Source organism: Pseudoalteromonas sp. OF7H-1 (assembly GCF_022347825.1).
Lineage (GTDB): Bacteria > Pseudomonadota > Gammaproteobacteria > Enterobacterales > Alteromonadaceae > Pseudoalteromonas > Pseudoalteromonas maricaloris.
This window is the reverse complement of record NZ_JAKRFX010000004.1, coordinates 126,058-149,983: the sequence shown is the minus strand read 5'-3', so window position 1 is coordinate 149,983 and position 23,926 is coordinate 126,058. Positions and strand designations below refer to the sequence as shown.

Below are 23,926 nucleotides of genomic sequence, written 5' to 3'. Positions count from 1 at the left end.
TCATTTTTTGATTATTGTCGCTTAAGACAACGCAATTCTGAGACCAGAGTTTATTTTTTAATATAAATCAGATGGATAAATAAAAATCTAAGATTAACACCAGCTAAAATGTGCGGATTTCCACACACTTAAATCTATATTGTGTCACTAAATTCACCCATCGTCGTTGGTGAACATAGTGCGATTTAAACCATACTTACTCATCTTGTCGTACAAGGTTTTTCTCGGCACTTTTAATAAATTCATCGCATCTTTTATACTACCTTGGCTTTGTGCCAGCGCTTCTTCAATTAACGATTGTTCGTAGTAGCTCACCTTCTCAGCCAAACTCAACGTTTCATCAGACAAATTGCTTTGCATGTTGTTACTCGCAGTCATCGCACCACCGAGTAAAATATGGCGCTCGGCGTGGTTTCTCAGCTCTCGCACGTTTCCAGGCCAATCTTGCGCCAGTAGCTGTGCCTCTAATTCAGGGCTAATTGGCTGCATAGGTTTATGGAAGCGAGTAGCAGCAATGGAGCTAAAGTGTTTATATAACAGCGGAATATCAGCTTTTCTGGAACGAAGTGATGGGATCTTCACTTTGACGAGGTTAAGTCGATAAAATAAATCCGAACGGAATTTACCTTGTGCGACTAAGGTTTGTAAATCCACTTTGGTCGCTGCAACCACTCTAATGTCCAGTGCTATCGCAGTGTTGCTGCCAACAGGCGTCACACTTCTTTCTTCTAAAACGCGCAGCAGCTTCACTTGTAAAGCCGCAGACATGGCTTCGATTTCATCCAAAAAAACCGTACCACCTTGGGCAAAAGAAAATTTTCCCTCGCGAGACTCTTTAGCCCCCGTAAATGCACCACTTTTGGCACCAAATAATTCACTTTCAATCAGCTCTTCAGGAATTGCACCGCAATTGATAGCAACGAAGTTATGGTTTGAGCGCTCGCTATGGTCGTGTAAGTATCGTGCCACCAATTCCTTTCCTGTACCGGTTTCACCTTCAATCAATACGTCAGCTGGGGTATCAATCACAGCATCAAGCAAATGCAGCATTTGCTGCATTTGTTTTGTCTCACCTAAGATCCGCACGCCCGGCGCAGACTTTTTCTTAACTTGCGCTTTTAGCTCTCGGTTTTCCATCACCAACCGGCGTTTATCAAGCGCCCTTTCTATGCAGTCAAGTAGCGGCTCTGACACAGGCTTTTCAAAAAAGTCGTAAGCCCCTTTTTGGATAGCTTTTACCGCCACTTCAACATCCGCAAAGCCGGTTAGAAATACCACAGGTAACTCAGAATCAAACTGCATCACCTGCTCTAAAAATTGAATACCATTGACCTCGGGCATATTGATGTCACAAAGCACAACACCGCCAAACTGACGAGAAAGCTTTTTTAATGCAGGCGTTGCACTGGAGAAACACTGCACAGAGTACCCTTCTATTTCAAATAGTTGCTTTAGTGCATCTCGTATACTTTGTTCATCATCAATGATTAATAGTGTTTTCTCTTCAGTCATGTTGCGGATTCTTTGTGTGTAAACTAATTAAAAACTCGGCACCACCTTGCGGATGATTATGGGCACTGAGTTTGCCATGAAACGATTCAATGATCTGCTTTGAAATGGATAACCCTAAGCCCAAGCCATTACCTGACTTAGTGGTGTAAAACGGTTCAAATATGTTAGATAAAGCGTGCTGTTTTATCCCTTCGCCCGAGTCAATAATCGACAGCTGGATCTTGCCTTCATGCTCCACGGCGCGAATATAAATACATTTATTATCTTGCTCAACAATGGCTTGGCAGGCATTGCTAATAATATTCACCAGTACTTGCTCAAACTTAAATGGATCGACCCAGATATTGCACGCAAGCCCCTCACTTTGAATTGCTACACCGTAGCGTTTGAGTTCAGGCCCAACTATAACTAAGGCGTTATCTACTGAGTGTTTAAGGTTGGCCACCAGCATCTTATTATCATGATGCTGACTAAATGACTTTAGCTGAGCCACAATTTTATGCACTCGAGTGATCAAAGATTGGATCAGGACCATGTTTTCGACTACTTTGCTCACTTCTCCCTTTTGAGCCAACCGTTTGGCGCTGGCAACATACGCACTCATGGCACTAAGTGGTTGATTGATTTCATGGTTAATACTGGCACTGAGCTGCCCTATGGTTGCCAACTTGGCAGCGCGAATAAGTGCATCTTGCGCCTGCTCGAGCGCTTGCTTGCGGCTGGCAACCTCAGCCTCTAAACTCCGCTGACTGAAAAGCAGTTGTCTGTATCCTGTCAGTTTACTCAACGTGTACTCGACAACAACAAAGAGTAAAATCAATACCAGTGCGGTTACCCCAAGCCGCGGCCACTGTGCCGCTTTGATAGGCGCAACTTCATGTAGCAAATAAAGTGTGTATTGCTTGTTAAGCGGCCTCTTTTGCATCAGCGCGTCGCTACCATGAGATGAAGTTTTCACTTTGGTTGGTGAAAGCACGCGCCAATCAATAGGGAATAGAGATTCGTTTTCAAACTGCCTTGAGGATTCAATTTCTTTGCGCTTTGTTGGGGACAATTCCCCTAACGAGGCTAACCGCCACTGCTCAACATCAGATGCCAGTACAATATGATTGTCATCCACAATTAAGAAATGGCTATCAGTTCCCGTATCAAGCTGGGCTTTATCTGATTCAAATTTACTGGCGTTAACCTTCATCACCACCACGCCCACGAGCGATCCATCTTTGTAGACAGATTTAGCAAAATAGAAGCCACGGGTTTTGGAACGTAAACCGAGCGCAAAAGAGACATGCTCATTGCCCTCGATTGTTTCGTAAAAATAGGGGCGAAAGGCAAAATTGCTGCCTTTATAGCTATGCGGCAAATACCAGTTGCTACTTGCAATCACAGTTCCACTGAGGTCTAGCAGGTAAACGTCTGACGCACCACTGGATATTTGAATGTCCTGTAGATATCTGTCCAGTTCATTGGAGTTTATAGCGGTTGCTTGCTGTAAGCCTGATTGCACCAAATTGCTTAAGCTCAATTGCGTTTGGATAGCTTGATAACGAGTAAATTCAGTCTGGATATAACTATTGAGCTTTTCTAGATTGGTTTTAGTCTGACCAAGGACACTTTCCTCATCCTGTGCCACATTGAACAAGTAGCTTGCCCACAGCCCACAAAATAATAATAAAAGATAAATTAATATCTTAACTGAGAACTTATGTGACACACGCAACTCCTAATTGAACTCATTGAGTCTATCAGAAGCAGAATATCAATTAAATCAAATCTCTTTAAATCAATGTATCACTAAGCGCTAAGACCAGAGATAAACAAGGTTTTATCTCCGATCTTGATTTTAAACGCGTATTAATTCGCGCTAATATTTAGCGTTACATTGCTCGCGGCTTGGTAACCTTGCAGGCCGATATGCCAAGTGCCTGCTTGAGGATTGGAGATTGTACATACCTCATTATTGCCATTTTTGTATGGCCGACATTGGTAGGTGCTGGTATTTGGTTGCGTGCCAAAATTAACATAAAGATCCGCATCTCCCGTGCCTCCCGACGTCGTAATTGTCAGGGTTTGATATCCCGCGGTTAGTGCTTGACTAAAATACTGCCACTGTCCGCTGGCGACAGAAATATTATTGATAGTTTCGTCAATAGGCGTATTGCCACTTGAGGTATCGTATTGTCCTACCAAACTGACCCCCGAAATCGCGTTCCATGCCTCTACCATCACGTAATACGTGCCAGTTTGCACAGCGGAAATATTGCATTGCTCGTTACTAGACGAGTTAGTGCTCTTGCAGTCATGAGTATCCAAAGTAGGTTTGGAGCCATAGCGAACGTAGAGATCGGCGTCACCAGTGCCACCTGAGGTGGTAAAACTTAAATTAGTTGCACCTTGTGGGACTTCCATGGTGAAAAACTGTTGGCTTTTAGAAGCGCCAGAAATGCCCGTTTTAGCCACGCCATTTTCAAGCTCATTGTTTGGCGGTGGCGGAGGTGTATCACCCGCATTTTTACCAAGCTCAGCAACAAACGCCAGCGCGAGTTTTGCAAATTTTTGTGCATGTGTTGAATCAAATTCAGTATCGTTGGTGGTATGAATTTTTCTGTTGATCTCAGACATTCTTGATTCAAATGGCATAGAAGCTGGGAACCCTTGCTGATACCAAGATGCATGGTCAGAACAACCATAACCGCATTGGTCATAGGCATAGCTTAGGTTTGGCAAATAAGTTTCAATTAATTGGCCTAAGAACTGATTCTGTGCGCTGTTTGTATAGTCTGTCATCATCACAATATCCGCACTACTGCCATTGCGGCCAGTCATATCAAATTGTGTCATACCGACTACGTTTTTTCCCTGAGAGCTGTACGACTGCGCGATAGCTTTAGAACCTCGAAGCCCAACTTCTTCTGCCGCAAAGCCCATGATTTGGATTGTCCGCTGAGGCTGATAACCATCTTCAACAATAGCGCTTAGCGCTTCAGTAAGCACAGCGATCCCAGAGGCATTATCATCCGCACCCGGCGCAAGCCCACTCGAGTTAGATTGGTTAATTGAATCAAGGTGCCCGCCGATAATAACGATTTCATCGCTCAGTTCGCTACCTGGAATGGTGACAATCACTGAAGACTGAGCCCAAGAGTGGCTAAAATATTCAACACTAATATCTGAGCGACTTGCTGCAATATCGCTCCATGTTTGCTTGACCCATGCAGCGGCATCAACACCCGTTTGCGAGGTATAATAGCGGTTATAAAAATTGGTTAGTGAGTTGACGCTGCTGTCCAAGTTCACTGTACTGACTTTTGAGATTAAGCTGTTAACCCGTGTGGGGTTATCAATGCTGTAGTTAACCAGCGCCGCACTTGGGTTTATGCTTTCTAACTGTGCAAGATAGCTTTGCGCCTGCTCTAAAGAGTCGTGGGCGACAAAACCACCACAGCGATGATATTCGTCGTGCATAAATGCACTCAGGTGTGAATGTAAGTTTGCAGGTACTTTTAACGCTTTAACTTCGCTGTTTGGTAAAGAAAGCTGTTCGAAGTGAGTACCGCGAATAGAATTATGGACTTGGAAATGCTGACTAGACTTCGCATCCATCGTCACCCAAACCTCTTCAGACGCTTCAGAAAAGCCACTCAAACAGGCAACGCTCAGTAGCATAGGTGTAGTTAATTTCATTGTTGTATCCTCAACTCATTTGAATAACAACATGATTTAAGCGCTGAGCAAAATAAAAAGATTATTCAAATGAGGTAAATTTATGACTTTTTTATTAATAAAGAAAGGGAGCTTGCGCTCCCTATAAACTGTTACTTAGTTCGCTTTGATATTCAGTGTTACACCGCTTGCTGCGCTATAGCCACGTAAATCAATATACCAAGTACCTTGTTGTGGGTTTGCAATCGTACAAGTCTCGTTGTTACCGTTTTTATAAGGACGACACTGATAGCTCGACGTTGTTGATTGAGAACCAAAGTTTACATATAGATCCGCATCACCTGAACCACCTGAAATGCTCACTTCAAGGTTGCTGTAGCTAGCATTTAGATCTTGTGTGAAGCGTGTCCAACTGCCAGATGCAACATTGATATTAGACTCAGTGCGATCGATTGGTTGAGTTCCACCTGTTGAGCTATATGTACCAGTCAAAGTTACGCCCGAAATCTGATTCCACGCTTCGACCATCACGTAGTACTTACCAGCTTGAATGTTATTAATATCGCAGCTTTCGTTGCTTGTAGACGTTGTGCTATTGCAGTCATAAGTGTTTAGCGTCGGACGAGAGCCATACTTGACATAAAGGTCCGCATCACCACTACCACCAGAAGTGCTGAAGTTTAGGCTAGTCGCATCAGCTGGCACATCAAGGGTAAAAAACATTTGCTCTTTTGCCACGCCACTGATCCCAGTACGAGGCTGACCGCTCGTTAACTCTTCATCGCCACCAGGAGGTGGTGGTGGATTAGTATCACAGCTACTACCCGTGCTTAAGTTAGAGTTAACGCCAACCGCTGCTAACGCTGCTTGTACATCACCAGGTTCATAACCTAGGTCACATGCCGCATCCATTACACCGTTACCTGCAGTATCCCAGTCGGTGTTCGCAGTCCAGTACATTTGGTTAGCTTTTGCCATTACGATAAAGGCTTTTTTTGTATCCCAACCTGCCGTAGTGGCCAGATTGTAGAAGGCTTTGTTGAACACCCCTGAAGTGTGGTGAACGTCCATGCTAGACGTATAGTTAGACTGATGATCGATTGAGCGACCGTCTTGTGTTGGATCATTCATATAACGCAATGCGCCACTGCCTTTGAAGATGTCTTGGCCAACTAGCCAATCATTGCTGCCTTTCATATAAAATTCAGCAGCCTCACCAGCCATATCAGAAAACGCTTCGTTCAAGCCACCTGATTTATAACGGTATACTAGACCTGAGTTTTGCTCAGTGAAGCCATGACTTACTTCGTGAGCAGATACATCAAGACTTACCAACGGATAGAATGTATTCGCACCATCACCGAACGTCATCGCGCTGCCATCCCAAAACGCATTTTCATAATTGCTGCTGTAGTGAACACGCATTTGTAATTGGAAAGACAAAGGTGCCGCACCAAGCCAATCGTTGTACATATTAAATACTACATTGCCAAAATAATGGGCGTCGTTCAGCGGTGAGTATGCACCGTTAATTTCTTTAACGGTATTTTCTGGGCACGTAAAGCTATGTGCAGTCGAGCCGCTGCTACCGTGATTTAAGTTAATTGTCTTAACGTTCGCATTCGTCATGGTACAATTACTGCCCGACTGCGCTACGTCTAGATGACCATAATCAGTACCATACTGGTAACGACCGGTCTTTTGGTTACCACCTGGGCCTGTCGCATTTGCATGCTGCAAGTTGTTGAAGCTTTCTAACACTTCGCCTGTGTTTGCATCAATGATCAAATATGGACGCTTAGGCTCATCACCATAAGTAACGAAAGTGACTTCATACACTAAACGTGCCGTTGAATTGCCATCAAGCCAGATCGCTAGGCGAGATTTTTCATTATGTTTTTTAAGCTTTTTGTCTGCACTAAGCGACTGTTTTTCAAACTGACTCAATGCCATTTTGGCATTTAGCTTGGGTTTTACCGAACCGATGTCAGCCGCGATGTTATAAACCGCCGCACCGTGAGCTTTTTTAAGCGCACCGGCATCGTCAAACGTTAAAATGACCGAATCACCAATCACTGGTAATCCTTGGTACATTTGTTGAAAACGCTTAGTTACTTCACCTTTTTTACTATTGAAGCTTTTAAGCTCCTTTAGTTGGCTCGCATTTTCTAAGCCAATCAGCACTTCTGGCTGTGTACTCAACACAGTTTGAGAAGCTGATTTAAGCATAGTATTAATGTCAGCTTGCTGGTTTAGGTATTGTTTTGTTGCAGCTTGAGCACTGAGCGAAGTAAACGCAATCGCACACGCCGTAGCCATAGTTACTGTAGATAATTTCACGAATTACACTCCTAGTATTGTTGTTTTATTGTCCTTTTCATCATTGCCTCACAAGAAGCATTGGATGAAATGTGACTGTTTTCTCCTTCAACTGCAGAAGACATGGCAAGCCTATTAGCACTTGCCACGCCTTATTAGACTAGGCAGCAAATCAAATAAATAAACCCCAAAGTTAACATTTTAATAATATTTAATTTACTTTAAATATTTATGCAATGCTTTCATGCGCTTGTTTAAAAAATAGACTCAAGCTTAATATCTTGAATTAAGTAACAAAACACATCTTTGTAAATTTTTTGATACGATATGAGTAAATATGCCAATTTCTTCCCTAAACTAACTTTACAATCATTATGTTGTATCAAAACATGTAGTAACTACTCGGTAATTCTTTCTTGTTTGTGCTTCATTTGTTCAACTCCACAACATCTAGAGTTTAAAATTATTAATAAAATTCAATATATTAGAAATCTTACTCTCTCGGTATAACACTTGCAGTTTGAATAATTACAAGCTGCAACGAAATTAGGAGGAGTAATGGATACTTTTGAAATATTATCCTACGCAGATCATAGAGTTGGGGCCGTTCTAACAGGGAAAGCAGCCGCAGAAGAATTGCAAAATGAATTGTTAAATAGCCACCTTGTTCAACATGAGCATCTACAACTGGTTAATCCGTATGACAAAGGTGCTGACAAAAAACTTGAGCCTAAAAGCGAAAGTCGCCTTGCCAAGAACATGCTTAATTGGCATTTGTACCTTGGCAGCATGGGGGTGATATTAGGCTTTCTCGTCGCGGGGCTATTGGTAAGTTATGGACCGGCTTTCACTCAAGCTAATCCTTATTTAACGTTTATCGCTTTATTAAGCCCCGGCTTATTTTTAGGGCTATTTGCCTCAGGCCTTATTTCTTTGCGTCCAGACAAAGATGCGTTTAATCAGGCGGTGATGAATAAAATCGCAGAGGGCAAGTGGCTGCTTATCATTAAAACGAATAATGAGGCGCATCGTAGCAAACTCATGTCGTTTTTTAAAAACAGCACCAAAGCAGACGTTTTAAGCTAGATAAGAGGTAATCTACATGGAAATTTTTAATGCAATAAAGCAAGATCATGATCATCAACGCGCCCTATTGAATATGTTGGCAGAAACGTCTGGTGATTCAAAGGTCCGCGAAAAGTACTATAAAGAGTTGAAGGACGCGCTAGAGGCGCATGCCATCGCAGAAGAAAGGTACTTTTATGCCCCATTAATGGACAGCGATATGACGATCGAAGACTCTCGCCATGGTATCGCGGAGCATCATGAGATTGATGAGCTAATTGAGGCACTGGATAATACGGAGTTTTCCGACCCTAGTTGGCTAACTAAATTGAAAAAGCTCAAAGACAAAGTTGAGCATCACTTGGCCGACGAAGAGCAAGCGTTTTTCCAGCGTGCGGGTAAGGTACTTGATAAAAGTGAAAAGTCGAAACTTGCAGATGAGTATCAAAAAGAGATGGAAGAGCAGTTATAGTTTCCTATGCCCACACCATGTTGTGGGCATTTACTTTGCTGGATGTTGGTAACCCTATACCATCACAACAATTTACCAATTAAGACCAGTCCAAGCATGAGCAATAGTCCATTCATCATCAGCAAAAATTGCTTTTTAGGTAAGCGTTTCGCAAGGTGCACACCGAGTCTATTACCTAGCAACGCTAAAGGTGTAAAACAAATAGCAAGCAGCACATGTTGCCACTGTAACAACCCAGTTGCAGAGAAGGTCGCCAACTTAATCACATTCATCAGCGCAAATAGTACCGCAACCGTCGCGATATAAGCCGTTGGCTCCAATTTTCGAGCGTTAAAATACACCATGAGTGGTGGGCCGCCAGCATGAATTAAGGTCGTGGAGATACCAGCTGCGGTAGAGGTGCTCGCGGCCAGTAACCTTAAGTGCCCAACACTTTCAGGTGTATTTTTAATCAGTAAGCTTTTAAGCGCAAATACTATACTCATCGCTGCAATCACAACCGTCAGCCAAAACTCACTGACACCTTGAAGAAAAAGCGTTGCTAAGGCTATCCCGACTAGTGTACCTGGCAATAGCCGCTTTAATTCCGACACATTCCATAAGCGCCAATAGCTCTTCAGGCTAAAAACATCCGCGACGATAAGTAGCGGAAGCATCAACGCAATGGCATCCCTTGGGTTCAACACCATCATCAAAATTGGAACAGAAAACGCCCCTAAGGCGCCTGCAAAGCCAGACTTTGAAATACCACTTAGCAGAACGACCAGGGCAATTACTGCAAGTTGAATTGGTTCAGTCATTCTTAAATTCCTTTAATTCTAGGCGCTGAATTTAATACCAATTTGCTTAGTTAAGTAATAAAAACCACAGCGCTTCAACATCTGTTACTGCCTTAACCTGCATGTTGTCACCAGCAATCAGACCGATACCATCTCCTTGCTGAAATGCCTCACCATCAAGCGTCGCTTCACCGCCAACAATGTGCAAATAGGCTTTTTGCGCGTGCGCATTCAGCTCAATCTGTTGACCTTGATGTAGCTGCAAGCGGTGTATTTCAGCTTCAGCATTGATACTCAGAGTACCCTGTGCGCCTGTAGGCGTAACAATCGGCGTAAGTGCACTACTTTGTTTAATTTGAATTTGTTCATAACTCGGCGTTATGCCTTTAAGCTTTGGCTCTATCCAAATTTGTAAAAAATGTGCAGGCGCTGCCTTTGAAGCATTGTATTCTGAATGAAGAATGCCACTGCCTGCGCTCATTCTCTGAACTTCACCTGCCACCACGGTAAACTGATTACCCATACTATCTTGATGTGCTAATTCACCGTCAATGACATAGGAAATAATTTCCATATCTCGGTGACCATGAGTATCAAAGCCATGACCACCAAGTACTGTGTCATCATTGATCACCCTAAGATTACCAAATCCCATGTGGGCGGGATCATAATATCGACCAAATGAGAAACTATGTTGGCTTTGCAACCAGCCAAAATCTGCTTTACCTCTATCTTGTGCTTTTCGAATATATCGCATGTTTCGCTCCAAACGCATGTTGATGACCTTAGTCTATTACCTGTTTGAAACGAATAAAATTTGATAATTTAACATCAATCATTCTATTCCATAGAATGTTCTAGCTGCATACACTGATATCTTAACTCACCAATAAAAGCGCGCGCGGCGGGTCCAAGCCTGTCACCATCTTTAAAAATAAGATGAAGCTGTGCTTTACGCTGACTATGTTGCGCTAGTGGTAGTGGTTTCAAGACGCCAGAGTCTAGTTGCGTTTTGATAGCCGGAATAGGTAACCAAGCAAATCCTAAGCCTTGCGCTATCATATCTATCGAGGTTGTCATATGGCTCACTGTCCAACGTTGATGCGCCCCCAACCAACCTTCATCTTTTTTACGTGAGATTGCAGAGTCTCTCACTACGATTTGGCGATGGGATTTTAAGTCTTCGAATGTAAGCGCGCGACCAAATTGATGTAATGCGTGATTGGGATTTGCCACTGCAACAAACTCGATTTGGCACAACTCTTCACTGAACCCGCCTTGTAAAGTAACCGGAGAAATAGCGATATCTACGTCAGTATTTTGTAAAAGTTCAGATGCACCAGTCAATACTGACTCAACCAACTCGACACGCAATAAAGGATATTGTGCAGATGTATTTTCTAGCACCTTATAGAGTAACTGCTGTGGGAAAATTTCATCGACCGCTATGCGCAGTTGACTCTCAACTCCCTCACCCAGCGTCTGCCCTACCGCTTCCACTTTTGCCGCTTCTTCCAAGAGATAATTGGCACGGCGCAGCATCATTTCACCCGCTTCGGTTAACAGAGTTCTTCGCCCTTCGACTCTAAAAAGCTTAACACCAAGGCCTTCCTCAATTTTATGGACCGCAGTGTGGATACTTGACTGGCTTTTATGTACTTCTTTAGCAGCTTGATTAAAGCCACCATATTCAACAACGGCTCTAAACATTCGCCATTGCTCTAGTGTCACTCTCAACATACTGATTTAACCTAATATTTATACGTTATTGTTCAATGGCTGGTGGTTTATCTTCACAATTTTCACCATGGCAGGTATTAAGATCTTCTTGCGCTTTTTCGTCCGCCTGAAGTACCTGTTTAAGGTCAGCCATACGCTGACGAATCGCAATACCATAGCTTTCATCGTCTCCCCACACATCGGCAAGCATATGCATAGATTCAACATCGTGTTTGGTAAAGAGGTAGCCCGCTCGTGCGACATCTTCTTCGCTATGGCCCAATAACTTAAGCGCCTGCTCACCTAGCTTCACAGCAGAGACAAAAGTTTCTCGCTCAAACGCAGTGACACCCAATTTTATCAGTTGGTAGGCATGGCGACGGTCGGTTGCACGAACTACAAGCTTTAGATCAGGGAAGTGTTGCTGCGCCAACCTGACGATTTCGAGGGTTTTATCTGGTTCATCAATCGCTACGACCAGCATTTGCGCTTCGTGAGCCCCTGCGGCTTCGAGCAAATCTAATCGTGCACCATCGCCATAAAATACTTGATTGCCAAAGCGACGGAGTAATTCAATTTGGCTTGGGCTGTGATCCAAGATCGATAAATGATAGCCCTGCGCATGGAGCAAGCGCCCTATCACTTGGCCAAAACGCCCGTAGCCGACCACAATAACGTTTTGTGTCGCTTCCATCGTCTCTAAGCTATCTTGTTCTTGAGTAGTATTGGCCTGACGTTCAACTATTTTGTCGTAAAGAATAAAAATAAGGGGCGATCCGAGCATAGATACCGCAACAACCAGTGTGACTAACGCAACTTGATCTGGAGTTAAGATTGCTAAACTGCCAGTAACAGAAAGTAGTACAAACGCGAACTCTCCGCCTTGACACAGGGCTGCAGTAAATAACCATGTCGCTCGCTTATGCAGTGAAAACGCCGTTGCCAACAAATATAAAATAACCGCCTTTAACCCCATTAACAGCACCACTGACGCTAAAATAAATAACCATTTTTGTGCCAATAAGGAAAAGTCGATTGATGCGCCGACTGTCATGAAAAAGAGGCCAAGAAGTAACCCTTTAAACGGTTCAATATCGGCTTCTAATTCATGGCGAAATTCACTTTCCGCGAGAACAACACCCGCGAGAAATGTTCCAAGCGCTGGGGATAAACCAATGCTTTGCATCAATAACGCGGTTGCGATAACGATAAATAGCGCCACCACGGTAAATAGCTCGCGCATTCGAGTGCTGGCAATATACCTAAATAACGGCGCGGCGACATAATGCCCAGCAGCGATAATAGCCAAAATCACAAAAACAGAGATAATCACTTGGAGATAAGTCGGAAAAGCATGTAACAAATTGCCGTGACCATCACTCACAGCCAAATCACTAAATGCTAACAACGGCATAATCGCGAGAATGGGGATCACGGCTATATCTTGAAATAACAACACTGAAAACGCATTTTGACCGCCAGATTGTTTAATCAAGCCTTTTTCATTTAAGGTTTGCAGTGCAATGGCGGTAGAAGACAGTGCCAACATTAACGCAATGGCTAATGATTGCTGCCACAAAAAGCCAAGCGCTAAATCAATCGCGAAATAGAGTACAGCCGTTGTTATAACCACTTGTAAGCCACCGAGACCAACTATAGAGCGGCGCATCGTCCAGAGCCTTTTGGGTTGTAACTCAAGCCCGACTAAGAATAGCATCATCACCACACCAAACTCGGCAAAGTGCATGACGTCAGTTTGCTCCCCCACAAGATGAAGAAGATGAGGACCAATTAGGATCCCTGCCAATAAATATCCAAGCACAGAGCCAAGCCCTAGCCGTTTAGCGATTGGCACCGCCAATATCGCAGCAGCCAAATAGATAGTCGCAAGCAGTAACATAATAAAGACACCTGTTGTTGTTATCGTCTTTATTATGTTCAGGGTAAGTGCATTTATCCAGTCTTCGTTCTAAAAAACAAAATATAAGTGACTAAAATCCAGCAATTAATCTTGTAAATCCGAATATATTGTAGGATGGCAGATCTGCATCAAAATACTTGGATCTGGCACCGCTGCAAAGCCGAATTTTTCATATAGAGTATGCGCATCAAAAGTTGCCAGCATAAAGCGCCTTAAGCCTTGTAGCTCTGGATGTTCAACCACGGCTTGAACAATCGCTTTGCCTACCCCTTTACCTCTGGCACTTTCCTCAACTATCACGTCGGCAAGATAGGCAAAGGTGGCATAGTCAGTTATCACGCGACAAAAACCCTGAAACTCACCTTCATCGTCCAAATACATGAAGCTCAGGCTATTTTGAATGGCCTTTTCCAGCAATACTTTAGGCATTTGTTTTGCCCAATAAGAATTAGAGATCAGCGCATGGATAGTATCAAGATGGCGTAAAATTAGAGGAGTATCAGTGGTTATCATTATTGTCCCAGTTAACGGCAAGAATAGAGCTAAAAATTAAGCGATTTTTAGCAAGAAGCAAAGTGAAATTTTCACAGTCATAAATCTTTCATTATTGCGTCACCCTTCCGTCAATAAAGCGGTGTAACCTCTTTTTACGAAGACTCCCCTTGATTGATTTAGAGTTGTTGGCAGTGTTGACTCAGTTAACACTGCTTTTTTTTGCTTGATATCAAAACATAAAAAACGGCGCTCTAAGCGCCGTAATTAACCAAGCTTTTGAATAACTAACCTAAGTTTATTTGATAGGTTGGTGGTTGGTTAAGTTTATTACCCAGTCTGGATAACCCTTTCCACCACGCAAATCCAAACAACAACATCGCTATAATCCAAAGCGAAGCACTCGTTGGCGAGGTGCTTAACTGACTAGCTTGGTAAACTAAAGTCGCCATGATATAAGCAATTGAGGTCGTCCAGCCAATAACAAGCCACATCCACTTACCGCCAGATTCACGTTTAATTGCACCTAATACCGCTACACAAGGGGTGTAAAGTAAGATAAAGACAAGATAACTAAATGCACCGATTTGACCATTAAATTTCGCGGCCATTGCAGTAAGTAGCGCAGTGCCACTTTCAGCGCCTGACTCTAATTCGTTAAGTCCTAATGGATCACCAAGGTTTGCGATAAGATCTTTACTATTGTCTACTATGGTCATCAACGCTTCTTTTAACGAAGCCAACAATGAAAACTCTCCACCTTCTTCTTCGGCACCGGTATAAAGCGCATCTAAAGTACCGACGATGGCTTCTTTGGCAAACATACCAGTCACAACACCAACCGTAGCAGGCCAGTTTTCCTCTTTTAACCCTATTGGCTCAAAGATTGGCGTGACCACTTGTGCAGCCTTCGCCAAAAGTGACTTATCTGTATTCTCATTGCCAAACGAACCGTCGGTACCAATCGAGTTTAATGCACTGAGTAAAATAACTACCATAACAATTGTTTTGCCAGCACGTTTGATAAAGCCGCTCAGACGCTGCCAAGTGGTAATGAATATATTGCGCCAAATTGGCATATGATACGCTGGCATCTCGGTAAATGAGGGTAATTTTTGCGTTTTGAATACTTGCTTTCTAAATAAAAAGCCAGAACCTACCGCAACCAATATGCCAAGCAAATACAGACCAAAAACAACATTGGCTCCGTTCGTTGGAAAGAAAGCCGCTGCAAATAACGCATATACCGTCAAACGTGCGCCGCAGGACATAAATGGCGCCATAATAATCGTCAGTAATCGATCGGACTCTCGACCCATCGTTCTTGACGCCATAACCGCAGGCACATTACAGCCGAATCCAACGATCAAAGGGACAAAAGCATTGCCAGGTAGACCAATGGATGACATCAAACGGTCAATAACAAACGCGGCCCGAGAAAGATAACCACTATCTTCCAAAATGGATAAGCACAGATACAGCACCGCAATAACAGGGATGAAGGTCGCCACTAATTGAATACCCGCACCAAAACCATCAGCCAATAACACACCCAGCCATTGAGGTGCGCCAATATCTGCTAGCAAGATTTTTACACCATCGATGAGTAAGGCGCCCACGGCGATGTCAAAAAAGTCGATAAATACAGCACCAACATTCACCGCAATGGTAAACATTAAATACATCATGGCTAAGAAAATAGGCACGCCAAGCCAGCGGTTGAGCACGATTTTATCAAGCGTTTCTGTTGTATCTGCACGTTTTGGCGTAATGATACTTACGCCATCAGCCAATTTTTTCACTACTTGGTGACGAGCAACCGCTTTTTCGAGGGGATCGCTGCCGGCACTTTCGGTGTTTGCCGTCACAGGTGCTTTTGGAAAACGCGTGATCTGTGCGAGTTGTTCCAACAACGCTTCTTGCCCTGTACCTTTAGCACCGTGGAATGGCACTACAGGTAACCCTAACTGTTCAGAGAGTCTTTTTAAATCTAACGTTCTCCCACGCTGTGTTGCGACATCAACCATATTTGCAACAACAAGAATAGGCTTGCCTAATTCTTTCAGCTGGGAAGTTAATACGAGGTTTCGCTGTAAGTTAGCGGCATCCACGATGTTAATGATGACATCGGCTTCATTTTGCTTTAGGAAGTCACACGCGATTTGCTCATCTTGGCTTGGCTCAATTTGTTCCATGCTATAGAGCCCGGGCAAATCTACCAATTCTACGTTTGTGTTTTCTAAAGCAAAATAGCCGAATTTTTTCTCGACAGTTACCCCTGGCCAATTCCCTACTTTTTGTTTAGAGCCGGTCAGGCGGTTAAATAATGTGGTTTTCCCGCAGTTCGGGTTGCCCACTAACGCAATTTTCATACGTGAGCCCTTAATAACTTATAAAACTTCAATTTCAACGAACTGTGCGTCGGCCTTACGCACACTCACAAAGGTGTCACCAATTTTCACTTGCATCGGGCATCCAAGTGGGGCGACGTTAATGACTTCTATTTGCTCACCAGGAATAATTCCAAGTGCCATTATTCGACTCAGTAACGCAGTATCTGGATGGGTAAGAGAAGTGATGGTCGCTGCGTTATTTTTGGAAAGTTTATCTAATGTCATTGATTATGAGAACAATTTGCAATAAAAGTATGGCGCATCATACCTCATTGACTATTTTCTTTAAACTAGATTGCGACAATAATCTATTATTGCTTGTTATTTAAGGTGTTTACTAGTTAAGATGGACTAAACCATTGCCATATGCCTGACTGTATTAAGGGGTCCTGCCAATGAGTAACGACAAAAAAAAATGGACGCTCAAAAGCATTGCGGCGGAATTAGGCGTGTCAAATGCAACGGTATCGAATGCTTTTAACAGACCAGATCAACTCTCTAAATCCAAACGAGAAGAAATTTTAAAAGCCTGTAATGAATTGGGTTATTTTGGGCCTAACAAGGCAGCCCAATCGCTGCGTAAGGGCTCGTTTAACATTGTCGCGCTGGTACTACCCGATAGCGTTGAATATATGGTATCAGATCCCGTTGCGAGTAGCTTTATGCGAGGAGTTGCAAGCGTTTTAGAAGCTCAGCATATTAACCTACTCTTGTTCTCAGGCACCGCAGATAATGTCGGAGACATTGTCGATTTCGTCGACGGCTTAATTTGTTATGGCCGCCCGCGTAATCCCAAGTTAATTGAGCATCTTGCGAATGTTAGCAAACAGGTTGTGACGGTTGACTTTGATTTGCCCGCGCATGCCAGTATTAATATCGACAACCAACAAGCCGCCTTTGATGTAGCGAGTAAAGCACTGAACGACGATAGTGATGTTGCTATTTTTGGTTTGAGATTATTAGACACTGATTTGCTATGCCGTGTATACGAGCAAAACCTAACAGACATACAGACCTCTATTGCACATCAGCGTTATAGCGGATATCTCAAAGCTATTGGAGAGCGTGGATTAACACTTGGTGAAGACAGAGTGTGGAATATTCCTGAAAGCAGCGAAAGGTTTGCAAATATCGCCGCAAAAGAACTACTTAACCTCTCACCAAGGCCTAATACCGTACTGTGTATGAGTGATTTAATTGCACTACCGCTGTTAAGAGAAGCCAAAAAACTTGGTGTAAAGATACCACAGGAGCTTAAAGTCGTTGGTTTTGATGGCGTTGATGAAGCGCTACGCTTTAGCCCTAGCCTAACTACCATTCATCAAAATAGTGAAGAAAAAGGCCGAGAAGCAGCCAAACTCTTCTTAGATAAAAGTGATGATAAAGTTATGCTTGGCTATACCTTAAAAATGGGGCAGAGCTGTTAATTGCCCCCTATCAATTAGACTCGCCTGGGTAATCTGCAGGAAATGATCCCTGCCAACAACAACATCACACTTGATACCACTAAACAAGCCACCAAACCATACTCCAAAAAGATCCAACCTGATAGCACAGTACCGAGTAATCGCCCGATAGCGTTCGCCATATAATAGAAGCCCACATCAAGTGACACTCCATCACTATCGGCCAAACTCACAATAAGATAGCTGTGAAGAGATGAATTGATAGCAAACACAAAACCAAAGAGCAAAAGTCCACCTACTACGGCTAAGCTTGTCCAGAGCTGCGCTTGAAGTGAGATAGCAATCAACAGCGGAATAGCTGCCAAATACAACGCCCATCCGCTGACTTTACTTGGTGTTGATGCAAACGTATCACGACTAATAAATCTAGGAGTTGTTGATTGCACGATGCCATAACCGATGACCCAAGTAGCCATAAAGCCACCAACCCACCAATGATCCCAACCGAACTGCTGCGATAAAAAGACAGGAAGCGCAACCACAAACCAAACATCCCGTGCGGCAAATAAAAACAATCGCGCGGCAGATAGCATATTAATTGCTCGGCTTTTTGAAAATACATCGCTAAATTTGGGTTTGCTTTTAGCCTTGCCTAAATCGCTTTTTAAGCTGATAACGCTAAACAACCACACTAATAGCAACATGATTGCCATCGACCACATCGCGCCGGTAAAGCCAAGTAAGGTAAGCAACAACCCGCCAAGAAAAAATCCGACGCCTTTTAGCGCATTCTTTGAGCCGGTAAGTATTGCCACCCACTTAAACAAGGTCCCTTCTTCACCCGATTTTACGATGGCCTTTATTGCACTTTTGGCACTCATTTTATTGAGATCTTTGGCAATACCTGAGAGCGCCTGTGCTGCCATAACATAAGGCACGGTAAGCCAGTGCGTTGGTACTACTAACATCAATAATGCTACTATTTGTATGCCTAACCCAATATTCATGGTGCGGTTTAAGCCAATGCGTGCGCCAAGCCACCCTCCAATTAAATTGGTGACAACACCAAAAATTTCATAGAAGAGAAATAGCATGGCAATTTCAAGCGGGTTATAACCCAATTGGTGAAAGTAAAGCACCACCAACATTCTGAGCGCACCATCCGTTAAGGTAAACGCCCAATAGTTGCCTGTCACAATGAGGTACTGCTTGATATCTTGAGGTATATTACGCAGCTGCATGATATCTTATTCGCCTAACGACAATCCCACTTTACGTACTAATTCCGCGGTACGATTTGCATAGCCCCACTCGTTGTCATACCACACGTACAACTTAACCTGAGTACCATTAACTACCATTGTAGATAACGCATCGACGATACTAGAGCGAGGATCCGTTTTATAGTCAATAGAAACTAGTGGTCTTGATTCATAACCTAAAATTCCGTTAAGCTCAGTAGCAGCAGCTTGCGCCATCCAGTGGTTAATCTCTTCCACTGTAGTTGGCCGCTCGACCTCGAACACGCAGTCTGTTAATGAAGCATTCGCCAACGGAACACGAACAGCGTGACCATTTAGCTTGCCTTTTAATTCTGGAAAGATATGGGTAATAGCAGTCGCTGAACCTGTTGTTGTCGGAATTAAACTCATGCCACAGGCCCGCGCGCGGCGTAAATCCTTATGTGGCGCATCCAAAATGGTTTGCGTGTTGGTGATGTCATGAATAGTCGTCATCGAACCGTGCTTTATGCCAATGTTTTGTTGCAATACTTTTACGACTGGCGCTAAGCAATTTGTGGTACAAGAAGCGGCCGTAACGATTTGGTGGGGAATGTCGTCGTATAGATGGTCATTCACTCCCATCACAATATTTAATACCCCTTCTTCTTTTACCGGTGCCGTAACAACAACGCGCTTAACGCCTTGATCTAAATACTGTTGCAGTAAAGCTTTGGTTTTCATTTTGCCGGATGCTTCGATCACGACGTCACATTGAGACCAGTCAGTTTGCGCAATCTCTTTGTTTTGAGTCACCGACAACACAGTTTCACCTACTTGGATCTGTTCACCTTGAAAAGACACACTGTGATGCCATTTACCATGGACAGAATCAAACTCTAGCAAGTGCGCTAGGGTTTCTGCATTGCCCGCAGGATCGTTAATTTGTACAAACTCGATTTCAGGCCAGTCAAAGCTAGCGCGAAGCGCCAAACGCCCCATTCGACCAAAACCATTGATCCCTACTTTAATCGTCATAAGAACTCCAAATCTAATTATTAGTTACAGCAAGTTGCCATGCGTGTTGGCCGTTCGCCCATCGCATTTAGCCTCACTAACTCAGCTTTTATATAATCTGGTTGATGCATAACCGTGGCGTTTATCACCGCCTTCATCCATAGCGGTAGCGTTGGGTTTATAGAATAAAATACCCATTGTTTTTGCTTGCGATCACATAGAATTCCAGCCTTCTTCAGCTGCGCTAAATGCCGTGACACCTTGGGTTGGCTATCTTGTTCAAGCGCCGCCATTAGCTCGCAAACACATAGCTCACCTTCCACCGTCAACATGGCAAGCGTTTTTAAGCGGATCTCATCCGCTAGGGATTTATAAAATTGCAAGGGTGTAAGTAGCGTATGTTGTGACTTACCTTCGCGTAGTAGGGAAATAACTTGTTCATTGATGTCAAACAAGGTTTGCTCATAAGCGCTACTGCAACTTCGCTCAGCTGGACTCGCAATATCCCACGCAAGGACATGTTCTCCTTGCAGTTTACCTTCGCATTCAGATTGCACTTCAGAGCATAAAGTTACCACCACATCAAAGTGTTCGTCCTTATACTCATTGAGGTGTTTACTGTACAGATTGTCCGTATTAATCCCTAAACGGCGTAGCATTGAAAGCGTAGTCGCATTCACCGTGCTTGGCTTAGTGCCTGCACTATAGGCATGAACATCCGAACCGCCATGAAAGTTAGCTAGCGCCTGTGCTAAAATTGACCGCGTTGAGTTTCCAGAACAAAGAAAAAGTATCTTCATCATCGCATAACAAATTAATTATATAACTTTATTGTTATATAGTTAACCCGCTATGTCAATTACGCTTTGTTGGTATTTATCTATACATAGCAGCTCACCTAAGATTGCGAGCCGCTACCAAGGATAATCGATGTTGAGGTACTTAAAGCGCGCTTTCTACGCGCAACTTTGGCTCCTAGCTATGGTTAGGAAAGCAGCGATTGAATGTTATAGCTCTGCTCTGTGGCGTTTTCAGAAGTTTTAATCATGGCTTCATCTTTTGCGAGATCAACTCGCAACTCCGCTTTTGCATTATAGCCCTCCCAAGTTATAACCAGATTTGAGCCTTGGCATGTTAATGCAAAATTGCCATCAAATGCGCAGCAAGTATTACGCAGTTTAATTAGTGTTTGCAGACCCTTCACCACAGGTTTATCGAGTGCGGCTTCCACCATCGCGACATCCAAATAAGGGCGGTTGATATCGCGTCCAACATTACTTTTTTCTAGGAGTGCTATGTCATTTTCCATCGCCAATAGACCACCGTAATAAACTTGTGGTACTCCAGGGCAAAAGAACTGAATTGCTCTTGCTACCAAATAATAAAAATCATGCTTCCCTAAGGCTTCATAATAACTGCAATTGACTTGATACAAGTCGACATTGCTCGCTGCAGCGCCGGTTGCCTTGCGACTTTGGCCTTTACTGTTGCTATGGATCTGCTCAACCAAAGCATCAATTTGATTGGCATCGAGTAACCCTGGTTTATCCCCTTCAGGCCCCGCGTCAATAATGCCGATTCCGTCATGAGTATCCAGCACGGTTAGACAATTACGTGGCGCAATGTCCAACCACTTGGCTAAAGCCGAGAAATCTTTATTGAATAAACTGTGTAAAATAAGCGGAGGGAGCGCAAAGTCATAAACACGGTCGACTTTGCTGGCAACCTCTACTTGAGTTTTGTAATAACTGTGAATTTCGGCAATGGTTTCCATACCAAGCTCATTGGCGCGCTTAGATAATTGATTGATAAAAGCAAAGGCCTCATCAGTCATAAAACAGCTGGTATTTGCGCGTTTGATTGCATATCCTGCGGCATCTAGTCGAATAATTTTCACTCCACTGTCTGCAAACAATGTTAAGACTTTTTCTAAATAAGCGCGCCCCGCTTCTGACTCAACATTAATATCAATTTGGTTATCAGTAAAAGTGGTCCAAAAATCCACAACTTCGCCACTCGCTAACGCCTTTTTAGAAAAGCAACTTCCCGGCCTCGGACGATAAATTGCTTGCGCTTGTGCTTGCGTGATGCCATTAGGAAAGACATCTTCTTCTTTTAAAAACATCGACCAAAACTGTGACTCTTGTCCATGAGCCAACACATCTGCAAATTCTGCTGACTCTCCTGATACATGGTTAACGATAAGATCTGCCATTACCTCACAGTGCTCGGCAATCAACTTAATATGTTGCCAATCACCCAATCGTTCGTCGACCTTGGCATGATCAATCGGGTCAAAACCTGCGTCACTACCATCAATTGGATAGTAAAAAGGCAAAATGTGGACACCACCAAATAGTCCAGCTAACGGGCCCGTTAGTAACGTATTTAATTGTGCAAGGCCGCCGCCAGACAGGCGATCAGCATACGTGATCAACTGAACTTGGTTTTTCATAATTTACTCATTAAAAAAGTTGAGACTTAATCGATTAAGTTATATCTTTAATCATGAACAAACAATAATCAAGTTTTATCGTAGCGTTCTACTAAAAATAATTCGCTTAATGCAGATTAGTATTACACTCAGTCTTATGTAAAGAAGTAGACCAGCTACATAACAAAGCCCTTCAAGAGGTGAACAATGAGCAGCAAGTCGAATCACACTCAGCTCAACACGTTGCGCTGGTTAACTTATATGATGTTTTTGATGTTTGCGATGACATCAGACGCCGTTGGCGTGATCATTCCAACACTGATCAGCGAATATCAACTTAGCATGACCCAGGCCAGCGCCTTTCACTATGCGCCAATGATTTTAATTGCCTTTAGCGGCTTATGTTTAGGGTTTTTGGCAGATAAAATAGGCCGTAAGCTCACGGTGTTAATCGGCCTCATACTATTTTCATCCGCATGTTTTCTGTTCGCACTGGGTGAAACTTTCACCATGTTTTTAATGCTTTTATGTGTTATTGGATTAGCCATTGGCCTATTTAAAACAGGTGCCCTCGCCCTTCTAGGTGACATTTCTGACGGCGCACAAGAACATACTCAAACCATGAATAAAGTCGAAGGCTTCTTTGCCATCGGCGCGATAATTGGCCCTGCAATTGTCAGTTATCTATTGATACAGGGGGTGAGTTGGACCTATCTTTATGTGCTTGCTGGTGGGCTGTGCTTAATACTCAGTATCGTGACTTTAAGCACTGAGTTTCCCAAGTTTAATACCGCTCATGCACAAAACAATGCAGGCCTATCTCATACAGCAGCCATGCTCAAGAACAAATATGCACTTGGCTTTTCCCTCGCCATAGCACTCTACGTTGCAACTGAAGTCGCAATTTATGTCTGGATGCCCACTTTATTACAGGATTACCAAGGTGATTTAACTTGGCTTGCAACTTATGCGCTCACCATCTTTTTTATTTTGCGTGCAATAGGTCGCTTTATGGCTGTATGGTTACTCGCTAAGTATCGTTGGCAAAGCGTAATGCTAACGCTGAGCTTTGCTATATTTGTATGCTATTTTTTAACTTATCTTTATGGTGTTAATGCCGCTATCTATACGCTCCCGCTAAGTGGTTTATTTATGTCTATGATTTACCCAACATTAAACTCAAAAGGGATCTCTTGTTTTGACAAAGCTCAGCATGGCTCTGTTGCTGGTGTGATGTTGTTCTTCACCGCGCTTTCTGCTGCGCTAGCACCACTTCTGATGGGCATGGTGAGCGATTACTTTGGCCATGTTAGCTATGGCTTTGTACTTGCGACTGGGTTTGCATTTTTACTCTTTGCGGCCATGTTGTACAACTGGTTAAAGGACCCTGCCCGCTTACCATTGAGCAAAAACGCTAAGTTGCAGCGAGTGTAACCCCTCCAACCACAAATTTTTCACGGGTTAAAATTCATAAAAACCAAAGCATTAAAATTTTGTTTGAATTATTGATTAAT

The 23,926-nt window shown here is 43.3% G+C and carries 19 protein-coding genes; 4 read left to right on the top strand and 15 right to left on the bottom strand.

Features of this window, described 5'->3' with window-relative positions; all coding sequences use genetic code 11:
• Window positions 1–153: 153 nt before the first annotated feature.
• The 4 genes from MHN30_RS06700 to MHN30_RS06685 form a co-directional block, all read right to left on the bottom strand.
• Window positions 154–1,512, bottom strand: a complete 1,359-nt coding sequence (locus tag MHN30_RS06700; RefSeq protein WP_222245047.1) for a sigma-54 dependent transcriptional regulator — start codon at window positions 1,510–1,512, stop codon at window positions 154–156.
• Window positions 1,505–3,226 (bottom strand): ATP-binding protein, encoded by a 1,722-nt coding sequence (locus MHN30_RS06695; RefSeq protein ID WP_239359027.1) that lies wholly within the window; start codon window positions 3,224–3,226, stop codon window positions 1,505–1,507. The genes MHN30_RS06700 and MHN30_RS06695 overlap by 8 nt, the downstream gene beginning before the upstream one ends.
• Window positions 3,227–3,366: 140 nt before the next feature.
• Window positions 3,367–5,196 (bottom strand): M28 family metallopeptidase, encoded by a 1,830-nt coding sequence (locus tag MHN30_RS06690; protein WP_239359026.1) that lies wholly within the window; start codon window positions 5,194–5,196, stop codon window positions 3,367–3,369.
• Between the two features lie 135 nt (window positions 5,197–5,331).
• Window positions 5,332–7,515 carry a pre-peptidase C-terminal domain-containing protein gene (locus MHN30_RS06685; protein ID WP_239359025.1) on the bottom strand — a complete coding sequence of 728 codons (2,184 nt, stop codon included), beginning with the start codon at window positions 7,513–7,515 and terminating at the stop codon, window positions 5,332–5,334.
• Window positions 7,516–8,052: 537 nt separating this feature from the next.
• Here MHN30_RS06685 and MHN30_RS06680 point away from each other — a divergent pair.
• Both MHN30_RS06680 and MHN30_RS06675 read left to right on the top strand, forming a co-directional pair.
• Window positions 8,053–8,580: a hypothetical protein gene (locus MHN30_RS06680; RefSeq protein ID WP_239359014.1), complete on the top strand. Its 528-nt coding sequence runs from the start codon at window positions 8,053–8,055 to the stop codon at window positions 8,578–8,580.
• Between the two features lie 16 nt (window positions 8,581–8,596).
• Complete coding sequence (locus tag MHN30_RS06675) at window positions 8,597–9,031, top strand: hemerythrin domain-containing protein (protein WP_239359012.1); 435 nt, start codon at window positions 8,597–8,599, stop codon at window positions 9,029–9,031.
• Between the two features lie 62 nt (window positions 9,032–9,093).
• Here MHN30_RS06675 and MHN30_RS06670 read toward each other — a convergent pair whose 3' ends face one another.
• The 7 genes from MHN30_RS06670 to MHN30_RS06640 all read right to left on the bottom strand — a co-directional run bounded on the left by MHN30_RS06670 (window position 9,094) and on the right by MHN30_RS06640 (window position 16,560).
• Window positions 9,094–9,831, bottom strand: a complete 738-nt coding sequence (locus tag MHN30_RS06670) for a sulfite exporter TauE/SafE family protein (RefSeq protein WP_239359011.1) — start codon at window positions 9,829–9,831, stop codon at window positions 9,094–9,096.
• A 46-nt stretch (window positions 9,832–9,877) separates the two neighbouring features.
• Window positions 9,878–10,567, bottom strand: a complete 690-nt coding sequence (locus tag MHN30_RS06665) for a pirin-like bicupin family protein (RefSeq protein ID WP_130165429.1) — start codon at window positions 10,565–10,567, stop codon at window positions 9,878–9,880.
• A gap of 83 nt (window positions 10,568–10,650) precedes the next feature.
• On the bottom strand, window positions 10,651–11,550 hold the full coding sequence (locus MHN30_RS06660; RefSeq protein WP_239359010.1) for a LysR family transcriptional regulator: 900 nt from the start codon (window positions 11,548–11,550) through the stop codon (window positions 10,651–10,653).
• Between the two features lie 25 nt (window positions 11,551–11,575).
• Complete coding sequence (locus MHN30_RS06655; protein ID WP_069019362.1) at window positions 11,576–13,429, bottom strand: monovalent cation:proton antiporter-2 (CPA2) family protein; 1,854 nt, start codon at window positions 13,427–13,429, stop codon at window positions 11,576–11,578.
• Window positions 13,430–13,534: 105 nt separating this feature from the next.
• On the bottom strand, window positions 13,535–13,963 hold the full coding sequence (locus MHN30_RS06650; RefSeq protein ID WP_039495011.1) for a GNAT family N-acetyltransferase: 429 nt from the start codon (window positions 13,961–13,963) through the stop codon (window positions 13,535–13,537).
• A 266-nt stretch (window positions 13,964–14,229) separates the two neighbouring features.
• Window positions 14,230–16,314 carry a ferrous iron transport protein B gene (gene feoB, locus MHN30_RS06645; protein ID WP_239359009.1) on the bottom strand — a complete coding sequence of 695 codons (2,085 nt, stop codon included), beginning with the start codon at window positions 16,312–16,314 and terminating at the stop codon, window positions 14,230–14,232.
• Between the two features lie 18 nt (window positions 16,315–16,332).
• Window positions 16,333–16,560 carry a FeoA family protein gene (locus MHN30_RS06640; RefSeq protein ID WP_039495007.1) on the bottom strand — a complete coding sequence of 76 codons (228 nt, stop codon included), beginning with the start codon at window positions 16,558–16,560 and terminating at the stop codon, window positions 16,333–16,335.
• Window positions 16,561–16,730: 170 nt separating this feature from the next.
• Here MHN30_RS06640 and MHN30_RS06635 point away from each other — a divergent pair, with 170 nt between their 5' ends.
• Window positions 16,731–17,762 carry a LacI family DNA-binding transcriptional regulator gene (locus MHN30_RS06635; protein WP_239359008.1) on the top strand — a complete coding sequence of 344 codons (1,032 nt, stop codon included), beginning with the start codon at window positions 16,731–16,733 and terminating at the stop codon, window positions 17,760–17,762.
• 14 nt (window positions 17,763–17,776) lie between these two features.
• Here the strand turns inward: MHN30_RS06635 and arsJ are convergent, their stop codons facing one another.
• From arsJ to gtfA, 4 genes are all read right to left on the bottom strand, one after another.
• Window positions 17,777–18,982: an organoarsenical effux MFS transporter ArsJ gene (gene arsJ / locus MHN30_RS06630; RefSeq protein ID WP_130165424.1), complete on the bottom strand. Its 1,206-nt coding sequence runs from the start codon at window positions 18,980–18,982 to the stop codon at window positions 17,777–17,779.
• Between the two features lie 6 nt (window positions 18,983–18,988).
• Window positions 18,989–19,999: an ArsJ-associated glyceraldehyde-3-phosphate dehydrogenase gene (locus MHN30_RS06625; RefSeq protein ID WP_130127369.1), complete on the bottom strand. Its 1,011-nt coding sequence runs from the start codon at window positions 19,997–19,999 to the stop codon at window positions 18,989–18,991.
• A gap of 20 nt (window positions 20,000–20,019) precedes the next feature.
• Window positions 20,020–20,781 (bottom strand): metalloregulator ArsR/SmtB family transcription factor, encoded by a 762-nt coding sequence (locus MHN30_RS06620; protein ID WP_239359007.1) that lies wholly within the window; start codon window positions 20,779–20,781, stop codon window positions 20,020–20,022.
• 182 nt (window positions 20,782–20,963) lie between these two features.
• The gene (gene gtfA, locus MHN30_RS06615) at window positions 20,964–22,433 is read right to left on the bottom strand and encodes a sucrose phosphorylase (protein WP_130165422.1); all 1,470 of its coding nucleotides are present in this window, start codon (window positions 22,431–22,433) and stop codon (window positions 20,964–20,966) included.
• A 186-nt stretch (window positions 22,434–22,619) separates the two neighbouring features.
• Between gtfA and MHN30_RS06610 the strand changes: the two genes are divergently transcribed.
• Window positions 22,620–23,846 (top strand): MFS transporter, encoded by a 1,227-nt coding sequence (locus MHN30_RS06610; protein ID WP_222245092.1) that lies wholly within the window; start codon window positions 22,620–22,622, stop codon window positions 23,844–23,846.
• Window positions 23,847–23,926 lie beyond the last annotated feature (80 nt).

Excerpts from the sequence above, each read along its gene's own strand:
- MHN30_RS06700 (WP_222245047.1), bottom strand. The coding sequence starts at position 1,512 with ATGACTGAAGAGAAAACACTATTAATCATTGATGATGAACAAAGTATA.
- MHN30_RS06690 (WP_239359026.1), bottom strand. The coding sequence starts at position 5,196 with ATGAAATTAACTACACCTATGCTACTGAGCGTTGCCTGTTTGAGTGGC.
- MHN30_RS06680 (WP_239359014.1), top strand. The coding sequence starts at position 8,053 with ATGGATACTTTTGAAATATTATCCTACGCAGATCATAGAGTTGGGGCC.
- MHN30_RS06675 (WP_239359012.1), top strand. The coding sequence starts at position 8,597 with ATGGAAATTTTTAATGCAATAAAGCAAGATCATGATCATCAACGCGCC.
- MHN30_RS06670 (WP_239359011.1), bottom strand. The coding sequence starts at position 9,831 with ATGACTGAACCAATTCAACTTGCAGTAATTGCCCTGGTCGTTCTGCTA.
- MHN30_RS06665 (WP_130165429.1), bottom strand. The coding sequence starts at position 10,567 with ATGCGATATATTCGAAAAGCACAAGATAGAGGTAAAGCAGATTTTGGC.
- MHN30_RS06660 (WP_239359010.1), bottom strand. The coding sequence starts at position 11,550 with ATGTTGAGAGTGACACTAGAGCAATGGCGAATGTTTAGAGCCGTTGTT.
- MHN30_RS06655 (WP_069019362.1), bottom strand. The coding sequence starts at position 13,429 with ATGTTACTGCTTGCGACTATCTATTTGGCTGCTGCGATATTGGCGGTG.
- MHN30_RS06650 (WP_039495011.1), bottom strand. The coding sequence starts at position 13,963 with ATGATAACCACTGATACTCCTCTAATTTTACGCCATCTTGATACTATC.
- feoB (WP_239359009.1), bottom strand. The coding sequence starts at position 16,314 with ATGAAAATTGCGTTAGTGGGCAACCCGAACTGCGGGAAAACCACATTA.
- MHN30_RS06640 (WP_039495007.1), bottom strand. The coding sequence starts at position 16,560 with ATGACATTAGATAAACTTTCCAAAAATAACGCAGCGACCATCACTTCT.
- MHN30_RS06635 (WP_239359008.1), top strand. The coding sequence starts at position 16,731 with ATGAGTAACGACAAAAAAAAATGGACGCTCAAAAGCATTGCGGCGGAA.
- arsJ (WP_130165424.1), bottom strand. The coding sequence starts at position 18,982 with ATGCAGCTGCGTAATATACCTCAAGATATCAAGCAGTACCTCATTGTG.
- MHN30_RS06625 (WP_130127369.1), bottom strand. The coding sequence starts at position 19,999 with ATGACGATTAAAGTAGGGATCAATGGTTTTGGTCGAATGGGGCGTTTG.
- MHN30_RS06620 (WP_239359007.1), bottom strand. The coding sequence starts at position 20,781 with ATGATGAAGATACTTTTTCTTTGTTCTGGAAACTCAACGCGGTCAATT.
- gtfA (WP_130165422.1), bottom strand. The coding sequence starts at position 22,433 with ATGAAAAACCAAGTTCAGTTGATCACGTATGCTGATCGCCTGTCTGGC.
- MHN30_RS06610 (WP_222245092.1), top strand. The coding sequence starts at position 22,620 with ATGAGCAGCAAGTCGAATCACACTCAGCTCAACACGTTGCGCTGGTTA.